Here is a 25,638-nt window from a genome sequence, read left to right as displayed (position 1 = left end):
AGTCTCGGCATGCACGTCGTTGTGCTGCGCGTCACACCATGCACGATACGGACTTACTCGGACGCGTGGTCTCGGGTACCTCGGATTCGGGCGTCGACCTCGCGAACCATGTCCTGATAGATCTCCGACGCGGGATCGACGACCGCGAAGTGGCCCCCGGGTCCTTCGATCGAGACGACCGAATCCGAGCCAGCCGACGCGGCGGCGTAGTACGCCCGACTGATTTCGAGCAGGTTGGGATCGTCCGACACCGCGCACACCACCAACTGCGGAACGCCGAGCGGAAGCCTCGAGATCGGAGACGATGCCTCGTACGTCTCCTGCGCACCGGCGAATCGCGCACCGATCGCATTCGACACCGCACCCTCGCCGAGCCAGCGCTCATCGCCGACCCGCAGATCGAGCACGCCGGCCAGGCCGACCGCGAGGGCAGGGGCGACCGGCGTTCCAACGGAATCGCCCGCGGCTCGCAGTGCGAGTTGACCGCCCGCCGAATGGCCGAACAGAGCTACCCGGGACAGATCCAGATCGCCGGGTGCCGTCTCCAACGCTGCGATCGCGGACGCGACATCGCAGGTCATCACATCCCACCCGTGTTCGTCGGGGCGACGATATTCGACGTTCCACGTGGCGTAGCCCCGCGCGGTCAGATCGACGGCCATCGCGTCCATCAGGTCGAATTCCCACCGCGACCGCCAATATCCACCGTGGATCAGCACGGCAACAGGAAACGGACCGTCGCTCTCGGGTAACCGCTGCTCGACGCGTTGCTCGGGGTGATCCCCGTACGACAGGATCGTGCCGGGGTGGAAGCGGTGGAAGTACACGCTGTCGATCGCGAATCGCAGACCGTCGAGTCCGCGGCCGCGAATGTGAGTACGGATGCCCGGTGATCTGTCCGGTGTGCACTGGCCCAGATCGACCCGAACGACACCGCCGTACGACGCCGTGTCGATCGGGATCCCGTCACCGGGAACGACGATCGTCTCGTCGGAACCGGTTGCGGTGTCGACGATTCCGCCCGTAAGTCCTCGGGCCGACAGCGCCCTGGCGACCAATTCCTGCGCCGTCGCGAGGTCGGCGAACACGCCGGGAGCGGCGACGATGTCGAGGTGCGTCGAGGGGTGCGTCATGGGTTCACGCTACTCAGAACGGCGTCGACCGAGCCCGAGACGGGGTGTCCGGGCTCGGTCGAAGGACGATGTCAGTTGTCGACGGCCTCGTTCAGTTCGCGCAGACGGGGGAGAGCGCGGTTGGTGAGCAGGTCCTCGCGGGTCTCGGCGGAGACGGCCATGCTGTCCTTCCACAGTGAGCGGCCGGCCATCGCGCCGCGCGCGCCGTTGGCGACCGCGATGCGTACCTGCTCGATGAACGTCTCGTGGTCGACGCCCGCCGACAGCACTGCCCACGGAACACCCTGTGCCGCTTCGGTAACGGCTGCACATGCCTCGGCGGAACCGGGGTAGGGGAGCTTGAGCACCTTGGCGCCGCATTCGACCGAGATGCGGGTGGAGTCGGCGATGATCTTGCCGAAGCCGGCCTTGTAGTCCTCGTCCGATTCGCCCTCGAGCTTGTAGGTCAGGATTTCGACGATGAGCAACAGCCCCTCGGCGGAGCATGCCTTCACGAGGTCGCGGATCTCCTCGGCGACACGGGAATCGACGCCCTGCTGTTCGGGGCGCATGTAGAACAGCATCTTGGCGACATCGCCGCCCAGATCGCGGACGACTCGCGGGGTGACGCCGTCGACGAAGCGGGTGTAGCGCAAGCCGTCGGTCTCCTCGAAGCCCGAGGCATCCATGCCGACCACCAACGCGGTGTTGCGCGAGAGCACGCCCTCGTCGACGATCTTCGGCAGTGCGACCTCCGGGTCCAGCAGGATCGCCGGCGCGTGATTGCCGAGGTAGCGAACCAGATCGGCCTTGGCGTCGGCGAGCTGCTCGACAGTGATCGAGCCGGGTCCGTCGGTGGCATCCGTCATGACTGCCTTCATGCCGTTGCGTTGATCTCCGGCGACGATGAGCATGTTGCCGTCGGCGGTGGAGATGGCGGCCATTCCGCGACGTTCGAGGGTGGTGAGTTCGTTCATTGTTTTTCTCCTGGTGTGGGTTGGGGCTGCGAGTAAGTGAGACAACGTTGTCTCGCTGCAGAAATGTGGGCTCAGATTTCTATGAGCGTCAGTAGGCGCGCAGCGAACAGTGCTGCGCCGTAGGCGGTGTCCTGGGCGCGAGTCGAGACCGAGACTTCGGGGAGCACCTGCGCGCGGGCATCCCGAACGCTGGCCATTCCCGCCCAGCCGCCCGTGAGCAGCGTGGTCCGAGCGGGGGCAACCTCGGCGTCGAGGGCAGCGATGAGGCGGGCGATCTCGTCGTTGCCGTGCAACAGGATCGAACGGAACAGCTCCGCCGCGTTCACCCCGTCCGTACGGACGGCGATGGACAGCACGCCGTCGTCGTTGCGGGCCCCGGCGATCTCTATCCCACCGTCGGTAACCGGTCCGCCTGCAGGCAATGCGCACACTCGCTGATCGAGCAGGTCACGCCCGGCGCGGTCGGTGATGTCGCACAACTGCAACGCCCGTCGCATCAACAGTCCGGTCTTGACCCCGGCGACGAGTACGTGTTGGCCAGGAACCACATGCCGCACCGAATTGATCAGATGATCGGCCAGACGGCTTCGAGCCGCGGGAGTCAGGGGAGCGTCGAGCACTCGCAGCAGAACCTCGGCGGTGCCCATCGACACGTGATACCGGTCGTTGGGGATTGCCCCACCCGATACGGCGGAGACGAGGTGGTCGTGACCGGCCACGGTCAGCCGTGCCCCCACGATGGCGTCGGGAAGGGCGGGTCCGGTTGCGGCTCCCAGATCGGTGCCGGCGTCGACGAGGGGCGGGAGGAACTCGGCCCCGACGCCCAAGTGCGTCAACATCTCCGTCCACGGCTCGCCGGTGTCCTGATCGAGCAGTCCCGTCCTGGAACTCAACGAGTAGTCGGCCACCGCACGACCGCCGAGGGACAGCACGACGAACTCGGGCAGATTGAACCATCGCAGTCCGGTCAGATTCAGTCCGTTGTCGCGGAGGTGCGCGATCTTGACGACCGAGACCTGCACGCCGACGGGGAGTCCGGTCGTGCCGGCGAACCGGTCACGGAGATCCTGGGGCAGTGAGTCGACCTGCTGCTGCCCTCGGGGATCGAACCACGCGAATGCCGGGGCTCGGACAACGTTGTCTTCATCGAGAAGAAAGCCCGTCTCACCCATTCCGGACACGGCGATCGCATCGATGCGCGACGCGGGATCGCCGGTCACCTCCGGCAGTCGACGCGCGACGGCGTCGAGCAGATTCGCGATGGTCGCGAGCAGGTCCTCGGCCTCGAGGTCGGTGGTTCCGCCCGGGCCGTGATGCCACGGCGTCGGACTCTGCTCGATGAGCAGTTCGGTTCCGGCCTCGTCGATCACGAGCACCTTGATGCCGGTGCTACCGAGGTCGAGTCCCGCAACGAGTCTGGGATTCACGGGGATGTTCTCATTTCTGTGCAGGTAAGGGGAGTGCATGTGAGAGTCGTTCGACCAGGGTGGTCGGCGCAATCTGTTGCTCGACTTCGAGATAGGGATCGTCGAAGCGCTGTACCAGGCGATCGAACGCGAGGGTGCCGATCCGGTATGGATCCTGGTCGATGCAGGTCACCGAGGGGCTGACGGCATCGGCGAGCGAGAAGTTGCCGAACGAGACCATGGCAACGTCGGTGCGATCGATCTCGTGCAGCACCGATACCACGGCCGTCGCATGCCGCGCGTTGGCGACGAAGAAGGCGGTCGGCGGATTGCGCAGAGCCAGAAGCTTCTTCACCACCGGCCGTACCGAGTCCGCGGCATGGGACACCGGGGGAGCGAGAGCGGCCTCGGGCTTCTGGCCGAGGTTCGCGAGAACATCGAAGTACGCCTCACGGCGCAACTGTGCGGTCTGCAGTCGATCGTCGAAGCCGAGCAACGCAATTCGGGTGTGGCCGCCCTCGACCAGCTTCTCGACGGCCCGCTTGGCAGCACCGTAATCGTCGACGATGACCGAATCGAATCCCGCGATCGAGCGGTCGATGGTCACCGTGGGAAGTGTTCGGCGACGCGGCACGAGGAAATCGCTGTGGTCGCCGACCGGCGCCAGGATGATGCCGCGGACGTGTTGACCGGCCAGCAACGCCAGCTGATCACGTTCGCGCTGGGCGTCGAACCCGGTGCTGCCGACGATGACGGCCAGTCCGTGTTCGAGAGCGCGATCCTCGACGGCACTGACCAAGGATGCGAAGAACACGTCGTCGATGGAATCGACGATGATCCCGATCGTGTTGCCGGATCCCGATTTCAGCGAACGTGCAGCGGAATTGGGGACGTAGTTGAGCGTCTGCACCGCGGCCTCGACGCGTTCGCGCAGCTCGGGCAACACCGTGTCCACGCCGTTGACGACACGGGAGACGGTCTTGAAGCTGACGCCTGCCAATGCGGCGACGTCTTTGATGCTTGCGCGCTCGGTCACGTGAACTCTCGATCGGAGGAATTGTATTCGCTGTAGCAACGGTGCGAGACAACGTTGTCTTGTATGATTCACGTCATGCCTCATGCCTGTCAAGACGTTTCCGCGATCGATCGGGATCAACTGCCGGTTCTGCTCGTCGCGGGTGCTGCAGGAAGTGGAAAGACCACCCTCGGACGCGAGCTGGCGCGCCGCTTCGGCACGGCATTGCTCGACCTCGACACACTCACCAATCCACTACTCGATCAACTGGATTCGCTGTTGGACGGCCCACACTGGAACAGTGCGGGGCCGCACGCAGAACGCATTCGTGCCGGCCGGTACGCAGTACTGCTCGCTGCTGCGAGGGACCTCGTGGAGATCGGTCAGCGCCCCGTTCTGGTCGCGCCTTTCACCCGCGAATTGACCGCGGGCACGGAGTGGGAACGACTGGTCTCGCAGGTGGCTCCCGCAGCAACGATGGTCGTCCACGTCGACGGCTCGCCGGAGCTGCTGGCGCGTCGACGGGCGGCCCGCGGGGCAGAGCGCGACGCTCATCGGCCGACGGATCCCCCGGTGGAGAAGCCGCGTGTTCCGCATCTGCGGATCGATGCCGAATTGTCGACACCACTGCAGGTCGATCTGGTTGCGCATGCGCTCCAGGATCAGTCGCAGCGGTGATCGCTTCCGGGCGTGCAGGATCGGCGTTCGATGAGCTCGACGCCGAGGATGTTGCGGCGCTTGAAGCGTTTGCCGGGATTCTCGATTCGGCCCAGTAGTCGCTCGATGGCCAATCGGCCGAGCCGAGCAGGATTCTGGTCGATCACCGTCACCGGCGGCCACACTGCATCCGCCAGCGGAAAGTCGCCGAATCCGACGAACGCCAGATGCAGCAATTGCATCTGCTGCAGAACGGGCACACATGCCATGGCCACGCGGGCATTGGACAGAAACAGCGCAGTCGGTGGATCGTCGAGTGCTGTCAGTGCGGTCAGGGCGCTGCGAGCATCGTCGCGGCCCATGACGCCGAGCGCAACGAGAGAATCGTCGAACTCGATTCCTCGGGCCTGCAACGACTCTCGATACCCCTCGAGTCGATTCCGGCTGGTCGGAATATTGGCAGTGTCGCCGATGACCGCGATCCGAGTGTGTCCCAGTCGAAGCAGATGATCGGTGGCCAACACCGCCCCGCCGTGATCGTCGTCGACGAAGCTGTCGGCCTTGAGGCCGTCGGGTCCCCGATCGACGAAGACCGTCGGCGTCTTGTCGATCCAGCGCTCCAGATAGCCGTGATCGGAACCGGTCGGCGCAATGATCAAGCCGCTCAACTGTCTACGCAGCAACGACTCGACCAGAGCCTGCTCCTGGCCACCATCGTGCCCCAGACTCGTGACCAGCACGGCCATGTCGTCCTCGCGGGCGCGTTCCTCGATGGCTCGGGCGATGGAGGAGAAGAACGGATCGTCGATATCGGGTACGGCCACACCGATTGCCGCCGCTTGACCGTTGCGAAACGATGTCGCCATCGTGTTCGGAACGTAGTTCAGTGAATTGAGGGCATCGGTGACGCGAGCGCGCGTGTCGGGGTCGACGTGCGGATCGTTGTTGTACACCCGTGAGACGGTCTTGGCGCTGACTCCGGCCAGTGCCGCGACATCCTGCATGGTGGTCATGATCTACCCCCGTCTGCTCGTCGTCTGCTCGTCATCGACTCGTGTAGCCGCCGTCCACCGGCAGCGACACCCCGGTCACCATGGAAGCATCATCGCTCAACAGGAAGGCAATCGGCGCGGCAATCTCGTCCTCGGTGGCCCAGCGACCCAGCGGCATCTGTGCCAGGAACGGCTGCTCGATCTCCGGACGGCCCCAGTAGAACGCGGACATCTCCGTCATCACGACGGTCGGATTGACTCCGTTGACCCGGATTCCGTGGCGACCGAGTTCGAGGGCCGAGACCCGAGTGATGTTGTCCAGGGCAGCTTTCGAGGAGCCGTACGAGATGTGACCCGTCAGGGCGACGAGACTGGCCTGGCTCGACACGTTCACGATTGCCCCCGCACCGGCGGCGATCATCGCGGGGGCGGTGTACTTGATGACGAGGAGAGCGCCGCGCGCGTTGATGGCGATGACCTTGTCGAAGATGGAGATGTCGGTGTCCTGTGGCGTGGCGATCTCGCCGCCGAAGCCGGCGCAGTTCACCACTCCGTAGAGCTCGAGCCCCTCGACGGCCTCGCGCACGCTGTCCTCGGAGGTCAGGTCGAACGCCAGAGGCTGCGCGCCGGTCTCGTCGGCGAGCTTGTCCAGTGCGTCCACCGACTGACCGGCTGCGACGACGTCCGCGCCGTCGGCCACCAGCCTTCTCACCGTGGCCGAGCCGATACCGCCGCTGGCACCGGTCACCAAGATCTTTCGGCCGTCGAACTTCGCCATGTGCGTCAACCTTCACTGTTTCCGAATCGGTCATGTCATCGATGTCATTTGCCGCAGGTGCGTGCTGGATGTCATCGGTGTCATGGACGGTACCTCAGCACCGTTCCATCAGGTCGAAAATGGAGCAGATCGCAAATATTCCCAGTTCAGAGACGGTACCGCTCGGTCCGATAGCGGGTCGACGGTGCGGCTCCGTCCATGTGCAGGAGTTGTGCCATGTCACCGGTGACATGAATTTTCCCGAAACACGTGACAATGCGGGTTGCGTGGGTCACACTCGTTTACACAACGAGCCCCGCAGGGAGCTCGACCTGCCTCGCAGACCACGATCACCGACCGTGCTGCACGGGCACCGGTGGGGGTATCCATCCCGCATCCGACGGTTTTCGATTCGACCAAGGAGTATCCATGGCCAGCGTTGCACCTGTTGCGACACCGATCCTCGAGGCGAGGGGATTGTCGAGGAGCTTCGGAAACGTGCGCGCCCTCGACGACGCCGATTTCGACATCTACCCCGGCGAGGTCGTCGCCCTCATCGGCGACAACGGTGCAGGCAAGTCGACGTTGGTCAAGGCGCTCTCGGGCAGTCTCGCGGTCGACACCGGCGAGATCCTGTTCGACGGCACCGCGGTCGATCTCGACAGTCCCACCGTGGCAGCCGAACTGGGCATCGAGACGGTGTTCCAGGATCTCGCTCTCGCGCCGCACCTGAACGCGCAGCAGAACATGTTCCTCGGTCGGGAACTTCCCGCGAAAGGGCTGCTCGGCCGTCTCGGTTTTCTCGACGTCTCCACGATGCGCAAGCAGTCGCAGGACGCGTTGAACGAACTCGGAGCGACCGTGCGTAGCCTCACCGTTCCCGTCGGAGCCATGTCGGGTGGCCAGCAGCAGGCCATTGCGATCGCTCGCGCGGTCGCCTGGGCCAAAGGCGTTGTGTTCCTGGACGAACCGACCGCGGCGCTGGGGGTGGTGCAGACCCGAAACGTTCTCGACACCATTCGCCGCGTGGCGGACAGGGGAGTGGCGGTGGTGTTCATCAGTCACTCGATGCCGCACGTGATCGAGGTCGCCGACCGCGTTCAGGTACTGCGGATGGGCAAGCGCGTCGCCACTCTCGACGCCAAGAACACGACCATGGAAGAACTCGTCGGCGCGATGACCGGCGCAACCACCGGAGCCACACGATGACCAACCAGACCATCAGCCCCTCCCTCGAGCCGATGCCGCCCGGCGACAAGCCGTCTCGGCACTCCTTCGATCTCGTCGAAGCGCTCGGTAAGTTGGCCCGGGTTCAGGTGTTTCAGATCGTGCTGGTCTTGGCTGCGATCTGCCTCGTGTTCTCGATCATGGCTCCCGGCAGCTTCCCCGAGTGGGGCAACATCCGCCAGATCATCCAGAACGTATCCATCCTGGCCGTTCTCGGGATCGGCATGACGTTCGTCATCGTCACCAGTGGCATCGATCTCTCGGTCGGCTCCGTTCTCGTTTTCTCCGGAGTCGTCTCGGCCAAGACCATGGCCGCGATCGGCGGCGACGGATGGGGAGTTGCCGCTGTCGGAATCGTGGTGGCACTGGGGTGTGGACTCTGCTGGGGATTGCTCAACGGTTTCCTGATCGGTAAGGCCAACGTGCCTCCGCTGATCGTGACTCTCGGGACCTTGGGCGGAGCTCTCGGGCTCTCGCAGGTCATCACCGGGGGCGTCGACATCCGCGACGTCCCACCGGTCCTGGTCGATACCATCGGCTACGGAAACTTCCCGGCCACCACCATTCCCCTGATTTCGAGCATCGCGTTGGTGCTCGTGGTGATCTTCGGAATCGTGCTGCATCGCACCAAGTTCGGCCTCTACACCTTTGCCGTCGGCTCCAAGGAGCAGTCTGCTCGACGCGTCGGCATCAAGGTGGACATGCACCTGGTCAAGGTCTACGCACTCTCCGGCACCCTCGCCGGACTGGCGGGCATCCTGTCTCTGTCGCAGTACGGCACCACCGCCATCGCCGGCCAGTCGCAGACCAACCTCAATGTCATTGCGGCAGTGGTCATCGGTGGAACGAGCCTCTTCGGCGGCATCGGAACCATGTTCGGCACCGTCGTCGGACTGTTCATCCCTGCCGTGCTGCAGAACGGCTTCGTCATCGTCGGAGTCCAGCCGTTCTGGCAGCAGGTCGCCGTCGGTGCTGTCCTCATCGCAGCGGTCTACTTCGATCAGCGTCGACGCGACGCAGCGAGCCGAGGTCAATCGCCCAGCTCCCTCAAGAAACTCTGGTCCCGAAGTCCCTAACCTCGGCCGGTCTCGAAACTCCCTCTATCGCACACCCCTTACAAGAAAGTCGACCATGATCACATCACGCACCGCCGTCGTTGCACTGAGTGTCGCTTCGGTCTCCGCCATGTTCCTGGCGGGTTGTTCGTCCGACTCCGGAAGCGGTGGCGGCAGCGGCAACATCGCCTTCATCCAGGGCGTCAGTGGCGACGAGTTCTACATCAGCATGCAGTGCGGAATCGAAGCTGCGGCGAAGGATGCAGGCGTCACCGTCGACACCCAGGGCCCGGTCAAGTTCGATCCCACCCTGCAGAAGCCGATCGTGGATTCGGTTGTCGCATCGCGGCCGTCGGCGATTCTCATCGCGCCCACCGACGTGGCCGCCATGCAGGCACCCCTCGAAGCAGCCTCCAGAGCAGGTATCAAGGTCGTCCTCGTCGACACCACCCTGGAAGACCCGTCCATCGCGGTCTCCTCGATCTCGTCCGACAACAAGGGCGGCGGGGCAGAAGCGTTCAACGCGATCGAGCGGCTCAACCCGGCCGGCGGCAAGGTGCTCGTCATCTCCACCGATCCCGGGATCTCCACTGCCGACGCCCGAGTGGAGGGCTTCGAGGAAGCCGTCGATGCCAACCCTGCCTTCGACTACCTCGGCGTGCAGTACAGCCACAACGACCCGGCCGAAGCTGCTCGTCTGGTCTCGGCCGCCCTCGCCAAAGACCCCGACATCACCGGCATCTTCGCGGCGAACACGTTCGCAGCCGAGGGCACCGCGACCGGAGTTCGGCAGGCGGGCAAGCAGGATCAGGTCAAGATCATCGGATTCGACGCAGGCCCCGCACAGGTGAAGCAGCTTCGTGAGGGAACAGTGCAGGCTCTGATCGCGCAGCAGCCCGACACCATCGGCACCGACGGCGTCGCGCAGGCCATGGCCGCCATCAACGACCAGCCGGTCACCGCCGAGATCTCGACCGGCTTCCATGTGATCACCGCCGACAACATCGACGGCGAGGGCGCGCAGTACGTCTACAAGTCGTCCTGCTGATTCCTGACCTGTAACCCCTTCAGCTGCGGTGGTGCTCCTGGTGGCAGAACATGCCCGGGAGCGCCACCGCTCACCACGTTCGTCCGACCCCGAGGATCTGTCATGACCGAGCTTCGCCGCGCGACGTTGGAACACCTGCCCGCGACCGTCGCGAAGCCGGACTACGACTTGGACGAACTGCACTGCGGTGTGGTGCATTTCGGAGTCGGCGCTTTTCATCGGGCACATCAGGCGGTGTACTTCGATCGGCTGCTCGCGGCCGGACATCTCGACTGGGCGCTGTGCGGAGTGGGAGTGTTGCCGGGAGACAGGAAGATCGGCGACGTCCTCGACTCCCAGGATCATCTCTACACCCTGGTCACGGTGGATCCCGACGGTCGACGCGACGCTCGGGTGATCGGATCGGTCGCGGATTTCGTCTTCGCGCCGGACGATCCGCAGGGCGTGATCGATGTGCTCAGCTCACCCGCCACGATGATCGTGTCACTGACGATCACCGAGGCGGGCTACGGCATCGACGACGTCACCGGTGCATTCGAGCCCACCGATCCCGCGGTGCTCGACGACCTCGGTGACCTCTCGATACCGTCGAGTGTCTTCGGCTTTCTGACCGTTGCGCTCGCCGCCCGCCGGTACCACGGAATTCCGCCGTTCACCGTGATGTCGTGCGACAACATCGTCCACAACGGGTCGGTGACCCGAACGGCATTGACCTCCTTCGCCCGTCGGCACGACGCCGACCTGGCGGACTGGATCGACGCAACGGTGGCATTTCCCAACTCGATGGTCGACCGCATCACCCCTGCTAAGACGGCCGCCGTCATCGAGGACGTGCGCAGCGACTTCGGAATCGACGATGGCTGGCCGGTGCTGTCGGAATCGTTCTCGCAGTGGGTGGTCGAAGACACCTTCTCGTTCGGGCGACCTCCCTTCGGCGAGGTCGGAGTGCAACTCGTCGCCGACGTCGCACCGTACGAACACATGAAACTGCGGCTGCTCAACGGATCTCACCAAGCACTGAGCTATCTCGGTATCCTCGCCGGATACAGCCACGTGCACGAGGTGATGGCCAGCCCCGACCTGTACGAGTTCGTCGCGTCGTACATGCGAGCCGAGGCTGCCCCGACGCTCGCCCCGGTCGACGGAATCGACATCGACACCTATATCGAGCAACTGCTGCACCGTTTCTCGAGCCTCGCCGTGCGAGACACGCTCGAACGTCAGATCGTCGACGCGTCCGCGCGCATTCCGAAGTTCGTGCTGCCGGTGATCCGCGACCGGCTCGCACAGGACCGATCGGTCGACCACGGAGCGCTGGTGCTCGCCGCGTGGTGCGGAGTGCACGAGCGCGGGGACATTCCGATGGTCGACGCGAATGCCGAACACCTGCAGCGATTGTCGTGGGAGGACCACGATAATCCCGGCGCATTCCTGGCGAATCCTGCTGTCTTCGGCGATCTGTCGACAAGTCCGCGGCTGCGCGGGGCGTACCAACGGGCCAAGCGCTCGCTTCAGGACAGCGGTGCCCGCGGAGCAGTTCGGCGCGTGCTGGAACAGTCGGTCGGAGTGGGTCAGCCCTTGTAGTACACCACCTGGTGGCTCGTGGCCAGCAACGTCCCGGCTTTGGTCCACAGTTCGGCCGTCTGATCGAAGTAACCCTGATGGAAGCGGCGGGCTCGTGCTGTGCCGAGGATGTACCCGTCGGAGTGTTGCTCGAGATCGTCGGGCGTCGCGAAGTAGTGGGTCGTCAGCGAGATGGTGCCGGCCGGCACGTAGCGACCGAGGCGCTGAAAGATTCTGGGGTAGAACACATCGCTGAGCGAGGTCAGCGCAGCGAAGTCCACCGGGCGCGGGGGCGTGTCGCGGATCCACAGCGTCTCGGTCGAGTCCGGTGATTCCTGGTCGTTCAGAGCGCCTGCAACGAACCGCATCTCGTAGTTCTGCGCCCAGGCGATCGCGTCGGGAAAGCTGCCTCGGGGCGTCTCGGCGGGGGAGGGGACGGCCGGTGCCACGGCCTCGGTGTTGTCCCACGTCTCACGCCTGGTTCCGAACACCGCTGTGGCCGTGGTGGCGACGGCACCGCCCTGGACGAGTTCGAGGTACCAGTGCTGATTGCTGCGGTTGGTGCGCACGGCGCGCGCCGAGATCTCGAAGTCGCCCTCGGCCACCGGGCCGGCGAAGTTGACCGTCAGCGAGACCGGCGATCCGAGGCATTCCGGATGCCGTTCGATGGCTCGGATGAACGTCGCAGCAGTGATGCCGCCGAACGGGCCGACCATGTTGTTGTACGGCGCTGATGTCCTGCCTCGATACGTGCCGTCGCCGACGGTCTCGAGCGCGACTGCTGTGTCGAACGGATGCATTGTTCTCCCGTAGGTCTCGATCGGCGTTCGTGCCGGTTCAAACTATCCGGCCCACTCGGGTGGTACACAGGGTGGCTCCCTCAAGGAATGATTCGCTGTCGACGCAACTCGGCGACTATCTCGGCGAACATTGCCTTGGTGTCGACGAAACGGTGAAAACCCAGTCGACGCGCCTTGGAACCGTCCGCTATGACGTCGTAGTCCCACGCGAACACGAAATCGCCGAATGCCCAGGACGATACGTCGGAATACGGAATCTTCTGCAGCCCGTTCTCGGCGACGATCGAATCCCACAGCGGTTCCTTGTCTGCCATGACATCGGCCAGGGACATCGGTAGGGGACTTGCGGTGTCGAGGTCGAAAAGACCCGCGATGCGCGGCCACATGTCGCTCCAGCGAAACAGATCGCCGTTGGTGATGTTGAACGCCTGGTTGGCGCAGCTCAGCGTGGTGGCCGCCCATACTGTCGCCTCGGCAAGCAACGATGCATCCGTCATCTCGAGCAGTGCGTCGAAGGCACCGGGCTTGCCCGGAAACCGCATGGGGACGCCCAGTTTCTTGCACATGGTGGCGTACACGGCGATGACGGTGGCCAGATTCATCGGGTTCCCCAGTGCGACACCGCACACCACCGACGGTCGGATCGCCGACCACGTCCACCGCTTACCGAGTTGCCGTGTCTCGAGAAACTGCTGTTGATCGACGTTGAACTCGGGCGGCATGTGGGGTGGATCGGATTCTCGCGCTGGGGTTTTGAAGGGGCCCAGGTGCGCGCCGTACACCTTGTAGCCCTGCATCAGGCTCACGTGCTCGAGGTCCGGTGAGCGCTCCTCGATGGCCGTGACCACGTTGACGAGCATCGCGAGATTGGGGGCGACGAGTTCGGCCCAGCTCGGTCTCTCCTGGTAAGCGGCGTAGAAGATGTGTGTGACCTCGGTCAGCTCCGTCAGTCGACGGTGGGTCTCGTCGGCGTCGAGCAGATCCACCGCGATGTGCCGGACGCGTCCGGCGTCGGTACCACCGCGGCGTGACAGCCCGACGATGTCCCACTCACCGGATCGTTGCAGGTGGTCGATCAAGTTGCTGCCGATCACTCCGTTGGCTCCCACTACTACTGCGACGCGTGTCATGACCTACTCCTATCTGGATATCGCGATATTGCGATGCCGTCAGTAGACCACATATCGTGATATCGCGATATCGGAGTAGGCTTGGAGGGTGGCTGACGAACTGGACCCCGGAGAGCTGGCGGCAGTGTTCGGTGCGCTGGGCAACCCCGCGAGATTGGCGATCATGCGGTGGCTCAAGGACCCGAGCGACTTTCCGCCGCAGCTCGAACCGGCCGAGGATGTGGGAGTGTGTCTCAAGCACATTCAGTCGAGGGCGGGCGTGTCCCAATCCACCGCTTCGCAGTACATGGCGGTACTTCAACGTGCCCACCTGGTGACGAGCACAAAAATCGGGCCCTGGGTGCACTACAAACGCAATGACGAATTCCTCGACCGATTGGCAGAAACGATCAAGACCGAATTGTGAAGTTGTAGATGGCCTGATCGATCGAGCTGCTGTCCTGGTGCACCGCTCGTGCTCGGTCCCGCAGGGCGCGCCGGTCGGTTGCACGTGCGATGGCGCTCAGGTCGATGCGCTGCAACAGCTTCTTCGTCACCGGTCGTTTGCTGTCCCAGAATGCCAGTGCAGCAATGAGATCGGTGGCCTCCCGGCCGGTCAACAGCGCATGGGCGACCGCGCATTCCGCTGGGTCCTCGAACGGCAGGAGATAGGTGGCGTCGTCGAACACCGCAGGTCTGCCGTCGTACGGGCCGACCATCCTGAACTGCGGAACCTTGTGGAATCCGGAGACCGCGATCTTGTACGGCGCAAACGTGTACGGCCCCACACCGAAGATGCAGAACCGGGCGCGACTTCGGTAGATCGACGACTTTCGGCCATCGAGAGCGCCCGCGTTGTCGGTCAGGTACTTCCACAGCTTCGGCGCGCTGTCCGCCAACTGCGCGGTGTCGTCGCCGGTATGCGACTGCGGAACGATCATCCAGCGCGACACCACCTTCAGCCTGTCACGGTAGACGTCGGTGCATTTGAACAGCGGGAACAAGTAGTCGGCTTCGATGTCGACGCTGGTTCCCAGTTTGGTTCGTGGGCCGTCGTTCTCGGCCAGTTCCATGACAGCAGACGCGTCGTGCTTGATGCCCTGACGCCACATCAGTGGACTGATGCCATCGAACTGTTTGCTTCGCTCGTATGCGTCGACGTCCGCGACCAGTTGTCCGTCGACCACTCCGATTCTGGTGCTGGGACGCAGTGAATCCATATTCGGATACATCTGCGCGGTGTGGTCGGTTGGACCGGTTCCGAGTTCGACCACGAACCAACAGGCATCAACTCCGGCGTCGAACCACTTCTTGGCGTCGATGGGTCGCACACTCGAACCGGTGATCGGGAGGCCGTGCCGAGCGCAGTGCAACAGGATGTTTCGTGCTACCTGGGTCTTGCAGATCATCGCAACGGTGACCGGGTGATCTGCGAACTCGGCCAGCAACTTGATCCAGATGAACTCCGCGATATCGAAATTGGAGCTTCCGGTGATCGCATCGATTCCGCGGGCGTTGTCGGTGTTGGCACGAGCCGGTCGGTTGCTGGAGCCCAGAACCGAGAGCTGAGAGTTGGTCACCCACGGTGGGTTGCCGATCACGAGAGTCGGGCCCGGCTCGGATGTCCATGCGATGTCGCGTGCCAGGTCGAAATCGAAGATCGAGGCAGTGATCACTCTGCCGAACACCGATGCGGCCGCGGCGTACTCGGGTTGCACCTCGATCCCGACGCGCTCTGCGTCGGGGTGACTCTTGGCCAGTACCGACAGGAAGTTCCCGACACCGCAGGTGGGTTCGAGGACGCGAGTCCACTGTCGTCGAGGCAGGGTGTTCACCAACGCACGCGCCAACTCGATCGGGGTCTGGAAGTCCCCGAACTCGTTGTTGGGCATCGATGCCTCCGGCAGTGGTGCGGACAGGTTCCTTCGGTGGCATAGGAGCGTAGCCTGCGGAGCGACCAGAAGGTCAGCACCACACCACTGCCGAAGGCACTAAAGTGAACTGGGATGAGGCTTTCGCGCGTTGCACTGTCGTTCACAGCTCTCGTATTCGTCGGTGCCCTCATGTGGGTCGCCGTGACTGCAGGTGACGTGTTACCTGCGCACTTCACCGGCTCCGGAAGGGTCGACCGCGTGGAGCCCAAGTCATCGTTTCTGCTCACCACGGGTGGCATCGGGTTCGTACTGATCGGCTTCTTCGCGAGTGTCGGGTGGTGGCTCCCCAGACTTCCGGCCCAGCTCGTGAACTTACCGACTCGGCGAATGCACGACTACTGGACTTCGCCCGAGAACAGGCCCACGCTCGATCGCAAGATGGCAGAGGATCTCGACTGGATGGGTGCGGCAACCGCCCTGCTGCTCGCGTGGATCGTCGGGGTGGCCGGTACTACGGTGGGCGACTCGGTCAGCGTCTGGGTTCTCGCCGTCCCGACGGCGCTCTACGTGCTGGCGATTCTGGGATACGTGGTGTTCGTCGTCAAAGGTGGCCGGTACCGCATTCCGAACGACTGATTCAGGGGAGTGGTTGCAGCATCGCCGGTGTGGCCCTCGCTCCATTCGTCAGCGGCATTTCTGCCTCACGCAGTTGGTCGATGCTCAGTGCGCACTGAGTCCGTCGAGGAGAAGCTCACCGACGAATGTCGCGTTGTCCTGCGGGCTGTTCTGTCGTCGAGTGAAGCATCGCATCAGTAGAGTGTTGGTGATGCCTGCCGCGAGATCGACTGGGCTCGAGCTCTTTCGAAAGATGCCGGTGTCCTGCCCTCGTGCGATGACCGGTGCGATGATCGACGGCAGGTTGAGCTTCTCCTTGATGGAGATCAGTCCCTCCGGCTCGCCGTAGGTGTCGTGTGCGACAGCGACGAGGAGGGCGTCCATGTATTCGAGTTCGTCCGCGGCGAGTTGCGCGCACCGCAGCATGTGATTCCGCAGGATAGTGAGCTCGTCGAGGTTCAGCAACTGGTCGTCGGCCACCGACTCACGAAGACGATCGACCCGGCTCTGCAGTGCAGCAACGATGACGGACGGCTTGGTCGGAAACAGTGTCTTGCACGCTGCCCTCGGCACTCCTGCGATATCGGCGACGTCGTCCATCCGCGTCATGAAGTAGCCACGCTTTCCGAACTCGTCGCGCGCAGCGGTGACGATCGCAGCACGCGGATCGCGAGGAAGTGGCCGTTCTTCCACCGATGCGCCGATTTCTCCCACGACATCATCGAGGTGCTGATGATGACCCGACGTGTCGACGACGGCCCCGATGAAGGCGAGGACCGCGTCGGACATCACATCGGCCGATACGGAAGCGGCGTCCACCTGACTGCGGATGCGAAAGCCGTCGACGACGGCATTGACCGTCACAGCGAACGATCGAGCCGTGAAGGGACGGCGAAAGGCTCCACCGTCGGGATTGAACAGTGCCTCGAATGCGTCCAGTACGGCGTCGTCTCGAACGCGGTAGCTCCCGGCGAGTGCTGCGGAAGCAGGTCCGCGGAAAACATGGTCGAGAAGAGTGGCGGTGGTGCTCTTCCGGTCGACGATTGCCGGAAAGTAGTGCGCGACGAGCGCCGACACCGCCGTTCGAATCGATGCGCCACTGTTCGTCATCTGGTTGCGAACGGTGCCGTGAACGTCGGTGGGTAGAGGAGTTCGGGACAGATGCTCGACGACCGTGGCGAGGAAGTCGGACTTGGTGTCGAACTTGCGGAAGAACGTCGCTGTCGACGAGTCGGCCTCGTGGACGACGTCCTCGATACGTAATCCGCGTTCGAGAATTCTCTTTGGATGCGCGATCAACAATGCGACACCCGCCTCGACGAAGAGGGCAGCGGTCGCGTCGAGCTCGGTCATAGGAGCGGACTTTACCGAGGTGGGGCCGACCGTGAGGGTGCAGGTGACAGCATTCACTCTCGGGTGAGAGCAACCTCGGTCATTCCTCGGAGTGACGCAGCGGAGTGAGTGCGGTGTCATTGGCCGTGTTCGCGCCACCGGGACAGCGGCGGTGCCCGAAATCAAGGATCTCCATGACAGTGCTCGATATCCGCGTCGGAGACGCACCCGACCCACGACTCAGCGCTCGTGAAATCGAGGTACTCACCGCCTGGCTCATCTCTGATTCCAAAGCGGAGGCATCGCGCTCGCTCTATCTCTCGATGGGAACCGTCAACACACACCTGACTCGCATCAGAGCGAAGTACACGGCAGTGGGACGAACGGCACCGACCAAAGCGACGTTGCTGGTGCGTGCACTGCAGGACGGGTTCATCGACATCGACGATCTGTGAGCAGCTACCGCACCTCGACGCGACTGGACCGCACCTTCCTGACCACGAACCAGCTGATCAGCGCGACGACGATGCCGATGACGACATATTGGAACACCGAGGCGTAGTTCTCCACGTAGTGCCAGTTCTCCCCGAGGAAGTAGCCGGCGAGCACGAAGATGGAGTTCCAGATCAGGCTGCCGAGGGTGGTGTACAGGATGAATTGCAGAACCGGCATCCGGGATACACCGGCCGGGATCGAGATGCCCGATCGGACCATCGGAATCATGCGGCCGAAGAACACGGCAGACCGGCCGTGGCGAGTGAACCAGTCCTCGGCCTTCGTCAGATCCTCCGTCCCGACGAACGGCATCTTCTCGACGATGGCATACATCCGATCGCGGCCGAGCTTGACGCCGAGCCAGTACAGGACGAGTGCGCCGATCACCGAACCTGCCGTCGTCCAGAACAACGCACTCAGCAATGTCATGCCGCCTTGGGAGGCGGTGAACCCGGCGAGAGGCAGAATGATCTCGCTGGGAAGGGGCGGGAAGAAGTTCTCCGCTGCGACGGCGATTCCTGCACCTGGGCCGCCGATGGCTTCCATCAGACTCACTGCCCATCCGGCGATCCCTCCGAGGTCGCTGTCGGCTGCGGCAAGGGAGGATAGGTCGCTCATGACAACGACTGTACGAAACCGATGGGCCGAATATCTGCTCACCAGGCGAAATGCCCGGAAATTGAGACATATGGAACACTCGGGAGTGTGAACCGAGTCTCCCGGATAGTCCCTGCTGTTGCCGCCACCACACTGCTGCTCAGTGCCTGCGGGTCCTCGGACTCGGCCGATCCAGCACCCACCACCACGAGCAATTCGTCCGCGCCGGCCTCGACATCAGCGATTTCGAGCTCTGCAACGGTCTACGACCTACCCGGAACCGGAGTGTTCCCCGAGGGCATCACCGCCGCGGACGACACCTTCTATGTGACGTCGACATCCGACGGAGCGGTGTTCCGCGGAACCGTCGGGTCTCCGGATGTCTCGGTGTTCCTGCCCGGCGGCGCGGACGGACGCACCGGTGCCGCCGGAATCGACGTGACCGACGACGACGATCGTCCCGACTACCTGGTGATCGCAGGTGGGGCCACCGGCAAGGTGTGGGTGTACGACGCCGATTCCGGTGATCTGGTTGCCACGTTCACCAACGGGCTCGGTGCCGACGCGACCTTCCTCAACGACGTCGCGATTGCCGACAACGGCGATGCCTACGTCACGGACTCGCGTAGCCCGGCGTTGTTCCGCATTCCCGTCGAGCAGATGACGGCCGGAACGCAGGACGCTCCGTTGGAGACATTCGTGAGCTTCGACGGCACACCGTTCGCGTACGGAGAGGGATTCAACGCCAACGGCATCGTCGAGAACGACGACGAATCTGCCTTGATCGTCGTGCAGTCCAGTACCGGCAACCTGTATCGCATCGACAAGACTTCCAAGGAGGTCACACAGGTCGACCTCGGCGGAGCAACGCTCATGAACGGCGACGGGATGGAGATGGACGACGACACGTTGTACGTCGTCCGTAATCGTGACGGGTTGATCTCCAAGGTCGACCTGAATGACGACGGCCGCAGCGGATCGGTGACGGGTGAGATCACCGACGCATCGTTCGCCTACCCCACAACCGTTGCAGCAGTAGACGATCGATTGCTCGTGGTGAACAGTCAGTTCGACAAGCGCGGGGGAGAGCCCGTCGAGCCGTTCACTGTCAGCTCTGTTCCGGAGTAGAGCGGCTGCGCCGCGTGTGCGCGGAAGTTCGTAGCAGAGGTCGAAGTTCCAGGCAGGACGATCAGTCGGCGACGATGGCGTCGATCTGGCCGATTGCCGACGCCATGCCCTCGTCCATGCCCATCGCCACGAGTTCTTCGAGCTGGCTCAGGCTGTCGAAACGCGAACGGATGGTCATTCGCGTTGCGCCGCCGACGTCTTCGAGAGTCACGGTGGCGTGGGTGACGGGCATCGTCGACGACGGATTGCCCGAGTCGTCGGCGAACCCGTCGTCGAAGGACAGCGTGGTCGGTGCGGAAATCTCGGTGAAAAGCCACCATCCGGCGGCTTTTTCGCCGTCCGGCCCCGACATGTAGTACGACGCTCTGCCGCCGGCAACGAAGTCGTGGGACACGAACGTCGCAGGCCATGTGGGCGGACCCCACCACTGTTCGAGTTGGCGCGGGTCCTCCCAGATCTGCCACACCCGTTCGAGTTTCGCGTCGAACTCCGCGACCACGGTCATGGTCAGGTTCTCTGCATCCTTGTGTGAGCTGATGAACGGCATGATTCAGCCTTTCGGGTCTTCGGACAGTAGGTCGTCGATCCGGTCGACGCGTTGTCGCCAGATCTCCTCGTAGGTATCGAGGAGGGCGCGAGCGTGTGCGATGGTCTCCAGCCGAACTCGTACGATCTGCTCCCTGCCACGCTTGTGTTTGGTGATCACGTCGGCGCGTTCGAGAACGGCGACGTGCTTCTGCACAGCGGCGAAACTCATGGCGTAGTGAGCCGCCAACTCCGATACCGACTGTTCACCGACAGTGACCTTCGCGACGATGTCGCGCCGCGTCTTGTCGGCGAAGGCCTGGAACAGGCGATCGACCTCGGCGTCACTCATCTCATCTACAACCATGTGGTTGTAGGTTATGCCTGCCTGTCTTACAGGTCAAGGGCTGCACCGGATCTTCAGGCAACATGGAGTGTGGAAGGCGATCGACGCCTTCCGAGAGGGGAGGCGTTGTGCCGATTCGACCGGCCATGATCGGCGCACTGTCGACCGTGCTGGGCGCACTCGTGGTGCTGGTTCTCGATCTGCACACTGCATGGCAGACGCCCTCCCATCTGCGCCGAACGATCAGCGAATACGGTCTCGGCGCGCAGCAGTGGGTGTTCTCGATCGGCGTCGTTCTGCTCGCATTCGGTTCGGCGCTCACCCTCGCGTCCGCGATTCGCCAGCGCCTCACTCGACCCGGTGCGACCGCGTCGATCTTCCTCACGCTGTGGACCGTCGGACTGGTCGCCGTCGTTGCTGTGCCGAAGCAGGATTGGTCGAACGACGCCTCGCTCAGCCTCGGCGGGACGATCCATCGGTTTGGGGCCGCCGTGGCGTTCGTCAGCATCCCGATTGCGGTGTTCGCGTTCTCGCGGCCCTGGCTTCGAGACACTGTGTGGGCAAGGCGCGCTCGCGTGACCATGGGACTCAGCGCGCTGTCGGTCGTGACGCTGATGCCCATCGTGTACGCGTTGGCTGTCGGAGCGACCGGCTCGCGTCCCTGGTATCGCGTCGTCACCCTCGGCTACGTGGAGCGGGTGCTCGTCGTAGCCGAAGTGATCGCATTGATATCGCTGGCCCTGTGGGTGTGGGCCGCGGAACGCCGGAGTGTCGCCTCGCTCGAGTCTCAGGAGATAAAGGCCTCGCAGCCCGTATAGGGAACCGATTGCACTCGCGTCGCGTCCAACCTTTCAGTGACGTCTGTGTCGAGAGGGCGAACGAATGCGGGTAGTGGGTGGGCGTCGCTTCGCGGCGGTCTGTGCTTCGGCGCTGGTGCTGACGGGTTGTGCGAACTCGACTCAGGGAACACCCGGCCCCGGTGAAGCCTCCCCGCTGGAATCGACGACGGTGACACCCGGCCCGGAGCCATTCGATCCGTGCACCATCCCCAAATCTGCAGTGGCGGCAAGTGGGTTGGACGTCAGCACCGAGCGGCCGGACTTCGCGGGAATCACGACGTATCCCGGCTGGAAGGGTTGCACCTGGGATGGAGCCGCGCTGAACAGCTGGTACTACGTTGCAGTCTTGTCGTCGTTGGAGTCCATCGACGAACTGCTGCTCAGCCCCTCGTTCGTTCGCGGCGTCGACTTGAAGCTGTCCGGGCGCAGCGCGACTCAACTGAGCCATGCCGACGAAATGCAGTTCCTCGGTTGCGCAGTCGCTCTGGATACAGGCAATGGTCTGATCGTGCTCGACCTCCAAAAGAAGGGTTCACGCGACCTGGAGGGTGAACCGTGCGCCGAGGTCAATCGACATGCAGTTGACCTGGAACCGTTCTTTCCGGCATAGATGGGACGTTGAAAACGATGGAGCAGTACGGGCTGAACAATAATCTCGTGCACTGGCGTGGACTTCTAGATCAGGCGGTGGCAGGCGAACTCGACGTCGAATCAGGAGTCGCCGCGAGCTGCGACGCTGTTTGCGCCGAGTATTTGACGAAGCTCGACCGAATGCTGGAAATGACGACTTCCCTCGCGTGGCCGCAGTCCTGGGGCGATTTGGACTCAGCTCAACAGCTTCAAGCGAAGTTTCATCGTCTTGCGGTTGGCGACGAAGGCTCCGTGCGCTTTGCGATCAAGCAGCAGATCGAGATCATCAAGACGATGCGGGAGTTCTTTCGACACTATTTCGCCAGTGTTGAGGCGACGGATACCGCGACTGCGGTCACCGTAGAGGCGCTGTCCCCGCCGAAATAGACGACCAATCCCGACGACCCAGTTGCTCGGTCGTCGGGATCGATCGTTCGAAACACGCTGCTAGCGGGCCAGTTCCACTTCCGCTTCCTCGTCGACGAAGGGGTCGCCGTTCCGCGGAGCGTTGTAGCGCTTGAGGTCGAGTATTCCTTCGCGCTTGGCGACGATGGTCGGCACCAATGCCTGACCGGTGACGTTGACCGCGGTGCGGCCCATGTCCACGATCGGCTCCACTGCGAGCAGCAGACCGACGCCGGCCAACGGCAATCCGAGGGTGGACAGCGTGAGGGTGAGCATCACCGTCGCACCTGTTGTTCCTGCCGTTGCGGCAGAACCGATCACGGACACCACGATGATCAGCAGGTAGTCGGTGATGGTGAGATCGATGCCGTAGAACTGAGCCACGAAGAGTGCCGCGATCGCGGGATAGATTGCCGCGCAACCATCCATCTTGGTCGTCGCCCCGAGTGGTACCGCGAACGACGCGTACTCGCGAGGGACTCCGAGGTTGCGTTCGGTGACGCGCTCGGTGAGGGGCAGGGTTCCGATCGACGAACGCGAGACAAAGCCCAGCTGGGTGGCAGGCCACACTCCCGAATAGAAGTTGCGCACCGAAAGTCCATGGGCGCGAACGATCACCGGGTACACCACGAAGAACACCACGGCCAGACCGACATAGATCGACACGGTGAAGACGCCGAGCGAGCCGATCGCGTCCCAGCCGTAGGTCGCCACCGCGTTGCCGATGAGTGCGGCGGTGCCGATCGGTGCCAGGCGAATGATCCACCACAACACCTTCTGCACGATGGCCAACAGCGACGCGTTGAACGCGAGGAACGGCTCGGCCTTCTTGCCGACCTTGAGCGCAGCGATACCGATGGCAGCGGCAATGACCAGCAACTGCAAGATGTTGAAGCTCAGTGATGTGGTTGCGGTACCGCTTTCGGCGACGGTGGTTTTCGCGCCGAGTGCCAAGAAGTTGTTCGGTACCAGTCCGGTGAGGAACGACCACCACGACCCGACACTGGACGGATCTCCTGCCGAGTCGGCTCCGGCGCTGGTACGCGAGCCGGGCTGAGCGACCAACCCGATCACGATGCCGATGATGACGGCGATGAATGCCGTGATGGCGAACCACCACAGGGTCTGGATCGCCAGACGGGCAGCATTCGTGACCTCGCGCAGGTTGGCGATGGAACTGACGATCGCCGTGAACACCAGCGGGATCACCGCGACGGTGAGAAGTTTGACGTAGCTCGAACCGATGGTCGACAGGGTGCCGACCAACCAGTTGTCGTTGCCGTCGGCGGCGTCGGGCATGGATCGCGCGATGAGTCCGAATACGACTCCGAGGACGAGTCCGGCAACGATTTGTGGACCGAAAGCGGTTGCCCAGGTAGGGACACGGCGCGTTCGGGTAGCGCTGGGCGCAGACATGGATATGCCTTTCGAAAAGGAGAGGTGTCGCCAGGGATGGACGACAGAAATGCTCGTCGGCCGATGGGCCGAACTTCAGGGGGTTGAGGTCTGGAGAACCATCAACAGGTAGCGCTGGCTTGCAGACGCAAGTCGACATACCGTCGAGAGGTCAGCAGCGGATTCACTGACCGAACGCTACTCCGCCGTGGAACCGTGCAGCCGAGCAGGGCGGCTATGAGGGTTCACTGTGGAATCGGTATGGGTCCGCTGCGGCGTCGATCCGACTCCACCTTCGTGGGTTAGTTTGAGGTTCTTGTCGTCGACGAAACGAGATCATGAGTACCGAATCGAAGCCCCGAGCAATGGCCGGACGACTCGTTCGTGCCTTCTGTGCGGTGGTCGCCGCCCTGGTTGCCGTCGTTCTGGGCTCGGCCGGTTGGGTGGCATACGCGACGGCGGGGAAGGTGTACGACGTCGACGATGCACCGGACGCGCCCGTGGCCATCGTTCTCGGTGCACAGGTGCGCGACGGCAAGCCGATGCGGTTTCTCTCCGGACGTCTCGACACTGCGATCGCGTTGATGGCGGCGGGAAAGATCAAGGCGATTCTGGTGTCCGGTGACGCAGATGGCAATTCCGGCAACGAGATTCGAGCGATGACCAATTACCTGATCGAGCACGGAATCGATCCTGCCGTGATCATCGGAGACGATCACGGCATCGATACCTACGACACCTGCGCGCGGGCGAAGGAGACCTTCGGGGTCGAACGAGGACTGATCATCAGCCAACCCCTCCATGTGTCGCGAGCAGTGGCGTTGTGTGAGGACATGGACCTCGACGTCGACGGAGTCACGGCGGAGTGCGTCGACTGCAATACCCTTGCGGTAGTGCGCAACTACGCGCGAGAGTTGCTGGCGCGACCCAAGGCGGTGCTGGATCTGTGGTCGGGTCGCGATCCCGTGGTGGTGTCGCCGCCCGTCGATTCTCTCGCGAACATCACGAACCGATGAGTGTGCCCGATGGTGACGTCCTGATCCCGACCGTGGTGCGAGAGTTGGCGGGACCCGAAGACGTCGAGCCGGTGTGGTCGAATGAATTGGGCGGGTTGACGTTTCGTCTCGGAGAGGTGCGGTACGTCAAATGGACGCCGGCCGAAACCCGATAGATCTGGAGGAGGAGGCACGACGTCTGAAGTGGGCGATTCGGTACAGCCCGGTGCCGAAGGTCCTCGCGGTCGGTTCGGACGATTCGGGTTCCTGGTTGGTGACCGCTGCTCTGCCCTGGGAGAACGCGGTGGCGGATCGCTGGATGGCCGACCCGGCTGTCGCAGTTCGAGCGGCGGCAACCGGCCTTCGGGCATTCCACGATTCCGTCCCCGTCGGGCAGTGCCCGTTCGATTGGTCGGTGGTCTCTCGCATCGGCGATCGCGAGTTGCCAGTCGAATCGCCGTCGATCGACAGGCTCGTCGTGTGCCATGGCGACGTCTGCATGCCGAACACCCTGATCGCCGATGACGGATCCTGGGCAGCTCACGTCGATATGGGCACGATGGGCGTCGCCGATCGGTGGGCAGACCTGGCACCAGCGATCTGGAGCACCGAGTACAACTACGGCCGCGACTATTGCGAGGCATTCTTGGACGCGTACGGCATCGACCTCGACCGTGAGCGTCTGGACTACTACCTGTGGTTGTGGGAGTCGACCTGATCTGTGGCTCGGAGTCGCCGCTCCAG

General features: G+C 63.4%; 29 protein-coding genes. 15 read left to right on the top strand and 14 right to left on the bottom strand.

Translation table 11 applies throughout. The features are described from left to right. Positions 1-53 precede the first annotated feature (53 nt). From ABZ677_RS16605 to ABZ677_RS16590, 4 genes are all read right to left on the bottom strand, one after another. Positions 54-1,133, bottom strand: coding sequence for an alpha/beta hydrolase (locus tag ABZ677_RS16605; RefSeq protein WP_358371137.1), 1,080 nt, complete (start codon positions 1,131-1,133; stop codon positions 54-56). A 71-nt stretch (positions 1,134-1,204) separates the two neighbouring features. Then, positions 1,205-2,089, bottom strand: coding sequence for a tagatose-bisphosphate aldolase (locus tag ABZ677_RS16600; protein ID WP_094634861.1), 885 nt, complete (start codon positions 2,087-2,089; stop codon positions 1,205-1,207). A gap of 71 nt (positions 2,090-2,160) precedes the next feature. Beyond that, positions 2,161-3,516, bottom strand: a complete 1,356-nt coding sequence (locus ABZ677_RS16595; protein WP_358371134.1) for an FGGY family carbohydrate kinase — start codon at positions 3,514-3,516, stop codon at positions 2,161-2,163. 10 nt (positions 3,517-3,526) lie between these two features. After that, complete coding sequence (locus ABZ677_RS16590) at positions 3,527-4,531, bottom strand: LacI family DNA-binding transcriptional regulator (protein ID WP_358371131.1); 1,005 nt, start codon at positions 4,529-4,531, stop codon at positions 3,527-3,529. Positions 4,532-4,606: 75 nt separating this feature from the next. Between ABZ677_RS16590 and ABZ677_RS16585 the strand changes: the two genes are divergently transcribed. After that, entirely contained in the window at positions 4,607-5,188 is a 582-nt protein-coding gene (locus ABZ677_RS16585; protein WP_358371128.1) for an AAA family ATPase, read from the top strand. On the opposite strand, the gene ABZ677_RS16580 is transcribed toward ABZ677_RS16585, so the two are convergent. Continuing rightward, positions 5,173-6,180: a LacI family DNA-binding transcriptional regulator gene (locus tag ABZ677_RS16580; protein WP_358371124.1), complete on the bottom strand. Its 1,008-nt coding sequence runs from the start codon at positions 6,178-6,180 to the stop codon at positions 5,173-5,175. The two genes, ABZ677_RS16585 and ABZ677_RS16580, sit on opposite strands and share 16 nt — an antisense overlap. 31 nt (positions 6,181-6,211) lie before the next feature. Further along, complete coding sequence (locus ABZ677_RS16575; protein ID WP_358371121.1) at positions 6,212-6,937, bottom strand: SDR family oxidoreductase; 726 nt, start codon at positions 6,935-6,937, stop codon at positions 6,212-6,214. 408 nt (positions 6,938-7,345) lie between these two features. On the opposite strand from ABZ677_RS16575, the gene ABZ677_RS16570 reads away from it, so the two are divergent. The 4 genes from ABZ677_RS16570 to ABZ677_RS16555 all read left to right on the top strand — a co-directional run bounded on the left by ABZ677_RS16570 (position 7,346) and on the right by ABZ677_RS16555 (position 11,830). After that, entirely contained in the window at positions 7,346-8,125 is a 780-nt protein-coding gene (locus ABZ677_RS16570) for an ATP-binding cassette domain-containing protein (protein WP_037190962.1), read from the top strand. After that, on the top strand, positions 8,122-9,219 hold the full coding sequence (locus ABZ677_RS16565; protein ID WP_080730678.1) for an ABC transporter permease: 1,098 nt from the start codon (positions 8,122-8,124) through the stop codon (positions 9,217-9,219). The genes ABZ677_RS16570 and ABZ677_RS16565 overlap by 4 nt, the downstream gene beginning before the upstream one ends. A 55-nt stretch (positions 9,220-9,274) precedes the next feature. Further along, entirely contained in the window at positions 9,275-10,246 is a 972-nt protein-coding gene (locus ABZ677_RS16560; RefSeq protein WP_037190964.1) for an ABC transporter substrate-binding protein, read from the top strand. A 102-nt stretch (positions 10,247-10,348) separates the two neighbouring features. Beyond that, positions 10,349-11,830 (top strand): mannitol dehydrogenase family protein, encoded by a 1,482-nt coding sequence (locus tag ABZ677_RS16555; RefSeq protein ID WP_358371117.1) that lies wholly within the window; start codon positions 10,349-10,351, stop codon positions 11,828-11,830. On the opposite strand, the gene ABZ677_RS16550 is transcribed toward ABZ677_RS16555, so the two are convergent. Both ABZ677_RS16550 and ABZ677_RS16545 read right to left on the bottom strand, forming a co-directional pair. After that, positions 11,818-12,609, bottom strand: a complete 792-nt coding sequence (locus tag ABZ677_RS16550) for a thioesterase family protein (RefSeq protein WP_358371114.1) — start codon at positions 12,607-12,609, stop codon at positions 11,818-11,820. The genes ABZ677_RS16555 and ABZ677_RS16550 overlap by 13 nt on opposite strands. An 80-nt stretch (positions 12,610-12,689) precedes the next feature. Then, entirely contained in the window at positions 12,690-13,739 is a 1,050-nt protein-coding gene (locus ABZ677_RS16545) for an SDR family oxidoreductase (protein WP_358371111.1), read from the bottom strand. Between the two features lie 88 nt (positions 13,740-13,827). Between ABZ677_RS16545 and ABZ677_RS16540 the strand changes: the two genes are divergently transcribed. Next, positions 13,828-14,145, top strand: coding sequence for a helix-turn-helix transcriptional regulator (locus ABZ677_RS16540; protein WP_358371108.1), 318 nt, complete (start codon positions 13,828-13,830; stop codon positions 14,143-14,145). On the opposite strand, the gene ABZ677_RS16535 is transcribed toward ABZ677_RS16540, so the two are convergent. After that, positions 14,129-15,610 (bottom strand): SAM-dependent methyltransferase, encoded by a 1,482-nt coding sequence (locus ABZ677_RS16535; RefSeq protein ID WP_358371106.1) that lies wholly within the window; start codon positions 15,608-15,610, stop codon positions 14,129-14,131. The two genes, ABZ677_RS16540 and ABZ677_RS16535, sit on opposite strands and share 17 nt — an antisense overlap. 114 nt (positions 15,611-15,724) lie before the next feature. Between ABZ677_RS16535 and ABZ677_RS16530 the strand changes: the two genes are divergently transcribed. Further along, positions 15,725-16,228, top strand: coding sequence for a hypothetical protein (locus tag ABZ677_RS16530; protein ID WP_358371103.1), 504 nt, complete (start codon positions 15,725-15,727; stop codon positions 16,226-16,228). An 84-nt stretch (positions 16,229-16,312) separates the two neighbouring features. Here ABZ677_RS16530 and ABZ677_RS16525 read toward each other — a convergent pair whose 3' ends face one another. Further along, complete coding sequence (locus ABZ677_RS16525; RefSeq protein WP_358371100.1) at positions 16,313-17,560, bottom strand: TetR family transcriptional regulator C-terminal domain-containing protein; 1,248 nt, start codon at positions 17,558-17,560, stop codon at positions 16,313-16,315. Between the two features lie 173 nt (positions 17,561-17,733). On the opposite strand from ABZ677_RS16525, the gene ABZ677_RS16520 reads away from it, so the two are divergent. Continuing rightward, complete coding sequence (locus tag ABZ677_RS16520) at positions 17,734-17,994, top strand: LuxR C-terminal-related transcriptional regulator (RefSeq protein WP_032395056.1); 261 nt, start codon at positions 17,734-17,736, stop codon at positions 17,992-17,994. Between the two features lie 4 nt (positions 17,995-17,998). Here the strand turns inward: ABZ677_RS16520 and ABZ677_RS16515 are convergent, their stop codons facing one another. After that, positions 17,999-18,652 (bottom strand): DedA family protein, encoded by a 654-nt coding sequence (locus ABZ677_RS16515; RefSeq protein WP_358371097.1) that lies wholly within the window; start codon positions 18,650-18,652, stop codon positions 17,999-18,001. A gap of 87 nt (positions 18,653-18,739) precedes the next feature. Here ABZ677_RS16515 and ABZ677_RS16510 point away from each other — a divergent pair, with 87 nt between their 5' ends. Continuing rightward, positions 18,740-19,759, top strand: a complete 1,020-nt coding sequence (locus ABZ677_RS16510; protein ID WP_358371094.1) for a superoxide dismutase — start codon at positions 18,740-18,742, stop codon at positions 19,757-19,759. 61 nt (positions 19,760-19,820) lie between these two features. On the opposite strand, the gene ABZ677_RS16505 is transcribed toward ABZ677_RS16510, so the two are convergent. Next, positions 19,821-20,306, bottom strand: a complete 486-nt coding sequence (locus ABZ677_RS16505) for an SRPBCC domain-containing protein (RefSeq protein ID WP_358371091.1) — start codon at positions 20,304-20,306, stop codon at positions 19,821-19,823. 3 nt (positions 20,307-20,309) lie between these two features. Beyond that, positions 20,310-20,651, bottom strand: coding sequence for a metalloregulator ArsR/SmtB family transcription factor (locus ABZ677_RS16500; protein ID WP_094634876.1), 342 nt, complete (start codon positions 20,649-20,651; stop codon positions 20,310-20,312). A 107-nt stretch (positions 20,652-20,758) separates the two neighbouring features. Here ABZ677_RS16500 and ABZ677_RS16495 point away from each other — a divergent pair, with 107 nt between their 5' ends. The 3 genes from ABZ677_RS16495 (at position 20,759) to ABZ677_RS16485 (ending at position 22,486) form a co-directional block, all read left to right on the top strand. Further along, positions 20,759-21,448 (top strand): DUF998 domain-containing protein, encoded by a 690-nt coding sequence (locus ABZ677_RS16495; protein WP_358371087.1) that lies wholly within the window; start codon positions 20,759-20,761, stop codon positions 21,446-21,448. 64 nt (positions 21,449-21,512) lie between these two features. Continuing rightward, on the top strand, positions 21,513-22,079 hold the full coding sequence (locus tag ABZ677_RS16490; protein WP_358371084.1) for a DUF3558 domain-containing protein: 567 nt from the start codon (positions 21,513-21,515) through the stop codon (positions 22,077-22,079). A 17-nt stretch (positions 22,080-22,096) separates the two neighbouring features. Beyond that, on the top strand, positions 22,097-22,486 hold the full coding sequence (locus ABZ677_RS16485) for a hypothetical protein (protein WP_358371081.1): 390 nt from the start codon (positions 22,097-22,099) through the stop codon (positions 22,484-22,486). A 60-nt stretch (positions 22,487-22,546) separates the two neighbouring features. On the opposite strand, the gene ABZ677_RS16480 is transcribed toward ABZ677_RS16485, so the two are convergent. Further along, on the bottom strand, positions 22,547-23,920 hold the full coding sequence (locus ABZ677_RS16480) for a dicarboxylate/amino acid:cation symporter (RefSeq protein ID WP_358371079.1): 1,374 nt from the start codon (positions 23,918-23,920) through the stop codon (positions 22,547-22,549). A gap of 317 nt (positions 23,921-24,237) precedes the next feature. Here ABZ677_RS16480 and ABZ677_RS16475 point away from each other — a divergent pair, with 317 nt between their 5' ends. From ABZ677_RS16475 to ABZ677_RS16465, 3 genes are read left to right on the top strand one after another with little or no spacing between them, the layout of a single operon-like run. Beyond that, positions 24,238-24,915 carry an ElyC/SanA/YdcF family protein gene (locus tag ABZ677_RS16475; RefSeq protein ID WP_358371076.1) on the top strand — a complete coding sequence of 226 codons (678 nt, stop codon included), beginning with the start codon at positions 24,238-24,240 and terminating at the stop codon, positions 24,913-24,915. Then, the gene (locus tag ABZ677_RS16470; protein ID WP_358371073.1) at positions 24,912-25,070 is read left to right on the top strand and encodes a hypothetical protein; all 159 of its coding nucleotides are present in this window, start codon (positions 24,912-24,914) and stop codon (positions 25,068-25,070) included. The genes ABZ677_RS16475 and ABZ677_RS16470 overlap by 4 nt, the downstream gene beginning before the upstream one ends. Then, positions 25,046-25,612, top strand: a complete 567-nt coding sequence (locus tag ABZ677_RS16465; RefSeq protein WP_358371071.1) for a phosphotransferase — start codon at positions 25,046-25,048, stop codon at positions 25,610-25,612. The genes ABZ677_RS16470 and ABZ677_RS16465 overlap by 25 nt, the downstream gene beginning before the upstream one ends. Positions 25,613-25,638: the final 26 nt, after the last annotated feature.

This window comes from Rhodococcus sp. NPDC006774 (assembly GCF_040636045.1).
Taxonomy (GTDB): Bacteria; Actinomycetota; Actinomycetes; order Mycobacteriales; family Mycobacteriaceae; genus Rhodococcoides.
Note: the sequence above shows the minus strand (reverse complement) of the source record. Positions and strands in the feature narration are given on the sequence as shown.

Excerpts from the sequence above, each read along its gene's own strand:
- ABZ677_RS16605 (WP_358371137.1), bottom strand. The coding sequence starts at position 1,133 with ATGACGCACCCCTCGACGCACCTCGACATCGTCGCCGCTCCCGGCGTG.
- ABZ677_RS16600 (WP_094634861.1), bottom strand. The coding sequence starts at position 2,089 with ATGAACGAACTCACCACCCTCGAACGTCGCGGAATGGCCGCCATCTCC.
- ABZ677_RS16585 (WP_358371128.1), top strand. The coding sequence starts at position 4,607 with ATGCCTCATGCCTGTCAAGACGTTTCCGCGATCGATCGGGATCAACTG.
- ABZ677_RS16580 (WP_358371124.1), bottom strand. The coding sequence starts at position 6,180 with ATGACCACCATGCAGGATGTCGCGGCACTGGCCGGAGTCAGCGCCAAG.
- ABZ677_RS16575 (WP_358371121.1), bottom strand. The coding sequence starts at position 6,937 with ATGGCGAAGTTCGACGGCCGAAAGATCTTGGTGACCGGTGCCAGCGGC.
- ABZ677_RS16570 (WP_037190962.1), top strand. The coding sequence starts at position 7,346 with ATGGCCAGCGTTGCACCTGTTGCGACACCGATCCTCGAGGCGAGGGGA.
- ABZ677_RS16565 (WP_080730678.1), top strand. The coding sequence starts at position 8,122 with ATGACCAACCAGACCATCAGCCCCTCCCTCGAGCCGATGCCGCCCGGC.
- ABZ677_RS16560 (WP_037190964.1), top strand. The coding sequence starts at position 9,275 with ATGATCACATCACGCACCGCCGTCGTTGCACTGAGTGTCGCTTCGGTC.
- ABZ677_RS16555 (WP_358371117.1), top strand. The coding sequence starts at position 10,349 with ATGACCGAGCTTCGCCGCGCGACGTTGGAACACCTGCCCGCGACCGTC.
- ABZ677_RS16550 (WP_358371114.1), bottom strand. The coding sequence starts at position 12,609 with ATGCATCCGTTCGACACAGCAGTCGCGCTCGAGACCGTCGGCGACGGC.
- ABZ677_RS16545 (WP_358371111.1), bottom strand. The coding sequence starts at position 13,739 with ATGACACGCGTCGCAGTAGTAGTGGGAGCCAACGGAGTGATCGGCAGC.
- ABZ677_RS16535 (WP_358371106.1), bottom strand. The coding sequence starts at position 15,610 with ATGCCCAACAACGAGTTCGGGGACTTCCAGACCCCGATCGAGTTGGCG.
- ABZ677_RS16530 (WP_358371103.1), top strand. The coding sequence starts at position 15,725 with ATGAGGCTTTCGCGCGTTGCACTGTCGTTCACAGCTCTCGTATTCGTC.
- ABZ677_RS16525 (WP_358371100.1), bottom strand. The coding sequence starts at position 17,560 with ATGACCGAGCTCGACGCGACCGCTGCCCTCTTCGTCGAGGCGGGTGTC.
- ABZ677_RS16520 (WP_032395056.1), top strand. The coding sequence starts at position 17,734 with ATGACAGTGCTCGATATCCGCGTCGGAGACGCACCCGACCCACGACTC.
- ABZ677_RS16515 (WP_358371097.1), bottom strand. The coding sequence starts at position 18,652 with ATGAGCGACCTATCCTCCCTTGCCGCAGCCGACAGCGACCTCGGAGGG.
- ABZ677_RS16505 (WP_358371091.1), bottom strand. The coding sequence starts at position 20,306 with ATGCCGTTCATCAGCTCACACAAGGATGCAGAGAACCTGACCATGACC.
- ABZ677_RS16500 (WP_094634876.1), bottom strand. The coding sequence starts at position 20,651 with ATGGTTGTAGATGAGATGAGTGACGCCGAGGTCGATCGCCTGTTCCAG.
- ABZ677_RS16490 (WP_358371084.1), top strand. The coding sequence starts at position 21,513 with ATGCGGGTAGTGGGTGGGCGTCGCTTCGCGGCGGTCTGTGCTTCGGCG.
- ABZ677_RS16485 (WP_358371081.1), top strand. The coding sequence starts at position 22,097 with ATGGAGCAGTACGGGCTGAACAATAATCTCGTGCACTGGCGTGGACTT.
- ABZ677_RS16480 (WP_358371079.1), bottom strand. The coding sequence starts at position 23,920 with ATGTCTGCGCCCAGCGCTACCCGAACGCGCCGTGTCCCTACCTGGGCA.
- ABZ677_RS16475 (WP_358371076.1), top strand. The coding sequence starts at position 24,238 with ATGAGTACCGAATCGAAGCCCCGAGCAATGGCCGGACGACTCGTTCGT.
- ABZ677_RS16470 (WP_358371073.1), top strand. The coding sequence starts at position 24,912 with ATGAGTGTGCCCGATGGTGACGTCCTGATCCCGACCGTGGTGCGAGAG.
- ABZ677_RS16465 (WP_358371071.1), top strand. The coding sequence starts at position 25,046 with ATGGACGCCGGCCGAAACCCGATAGATCTGGAGGAGGAGGCACGACGT.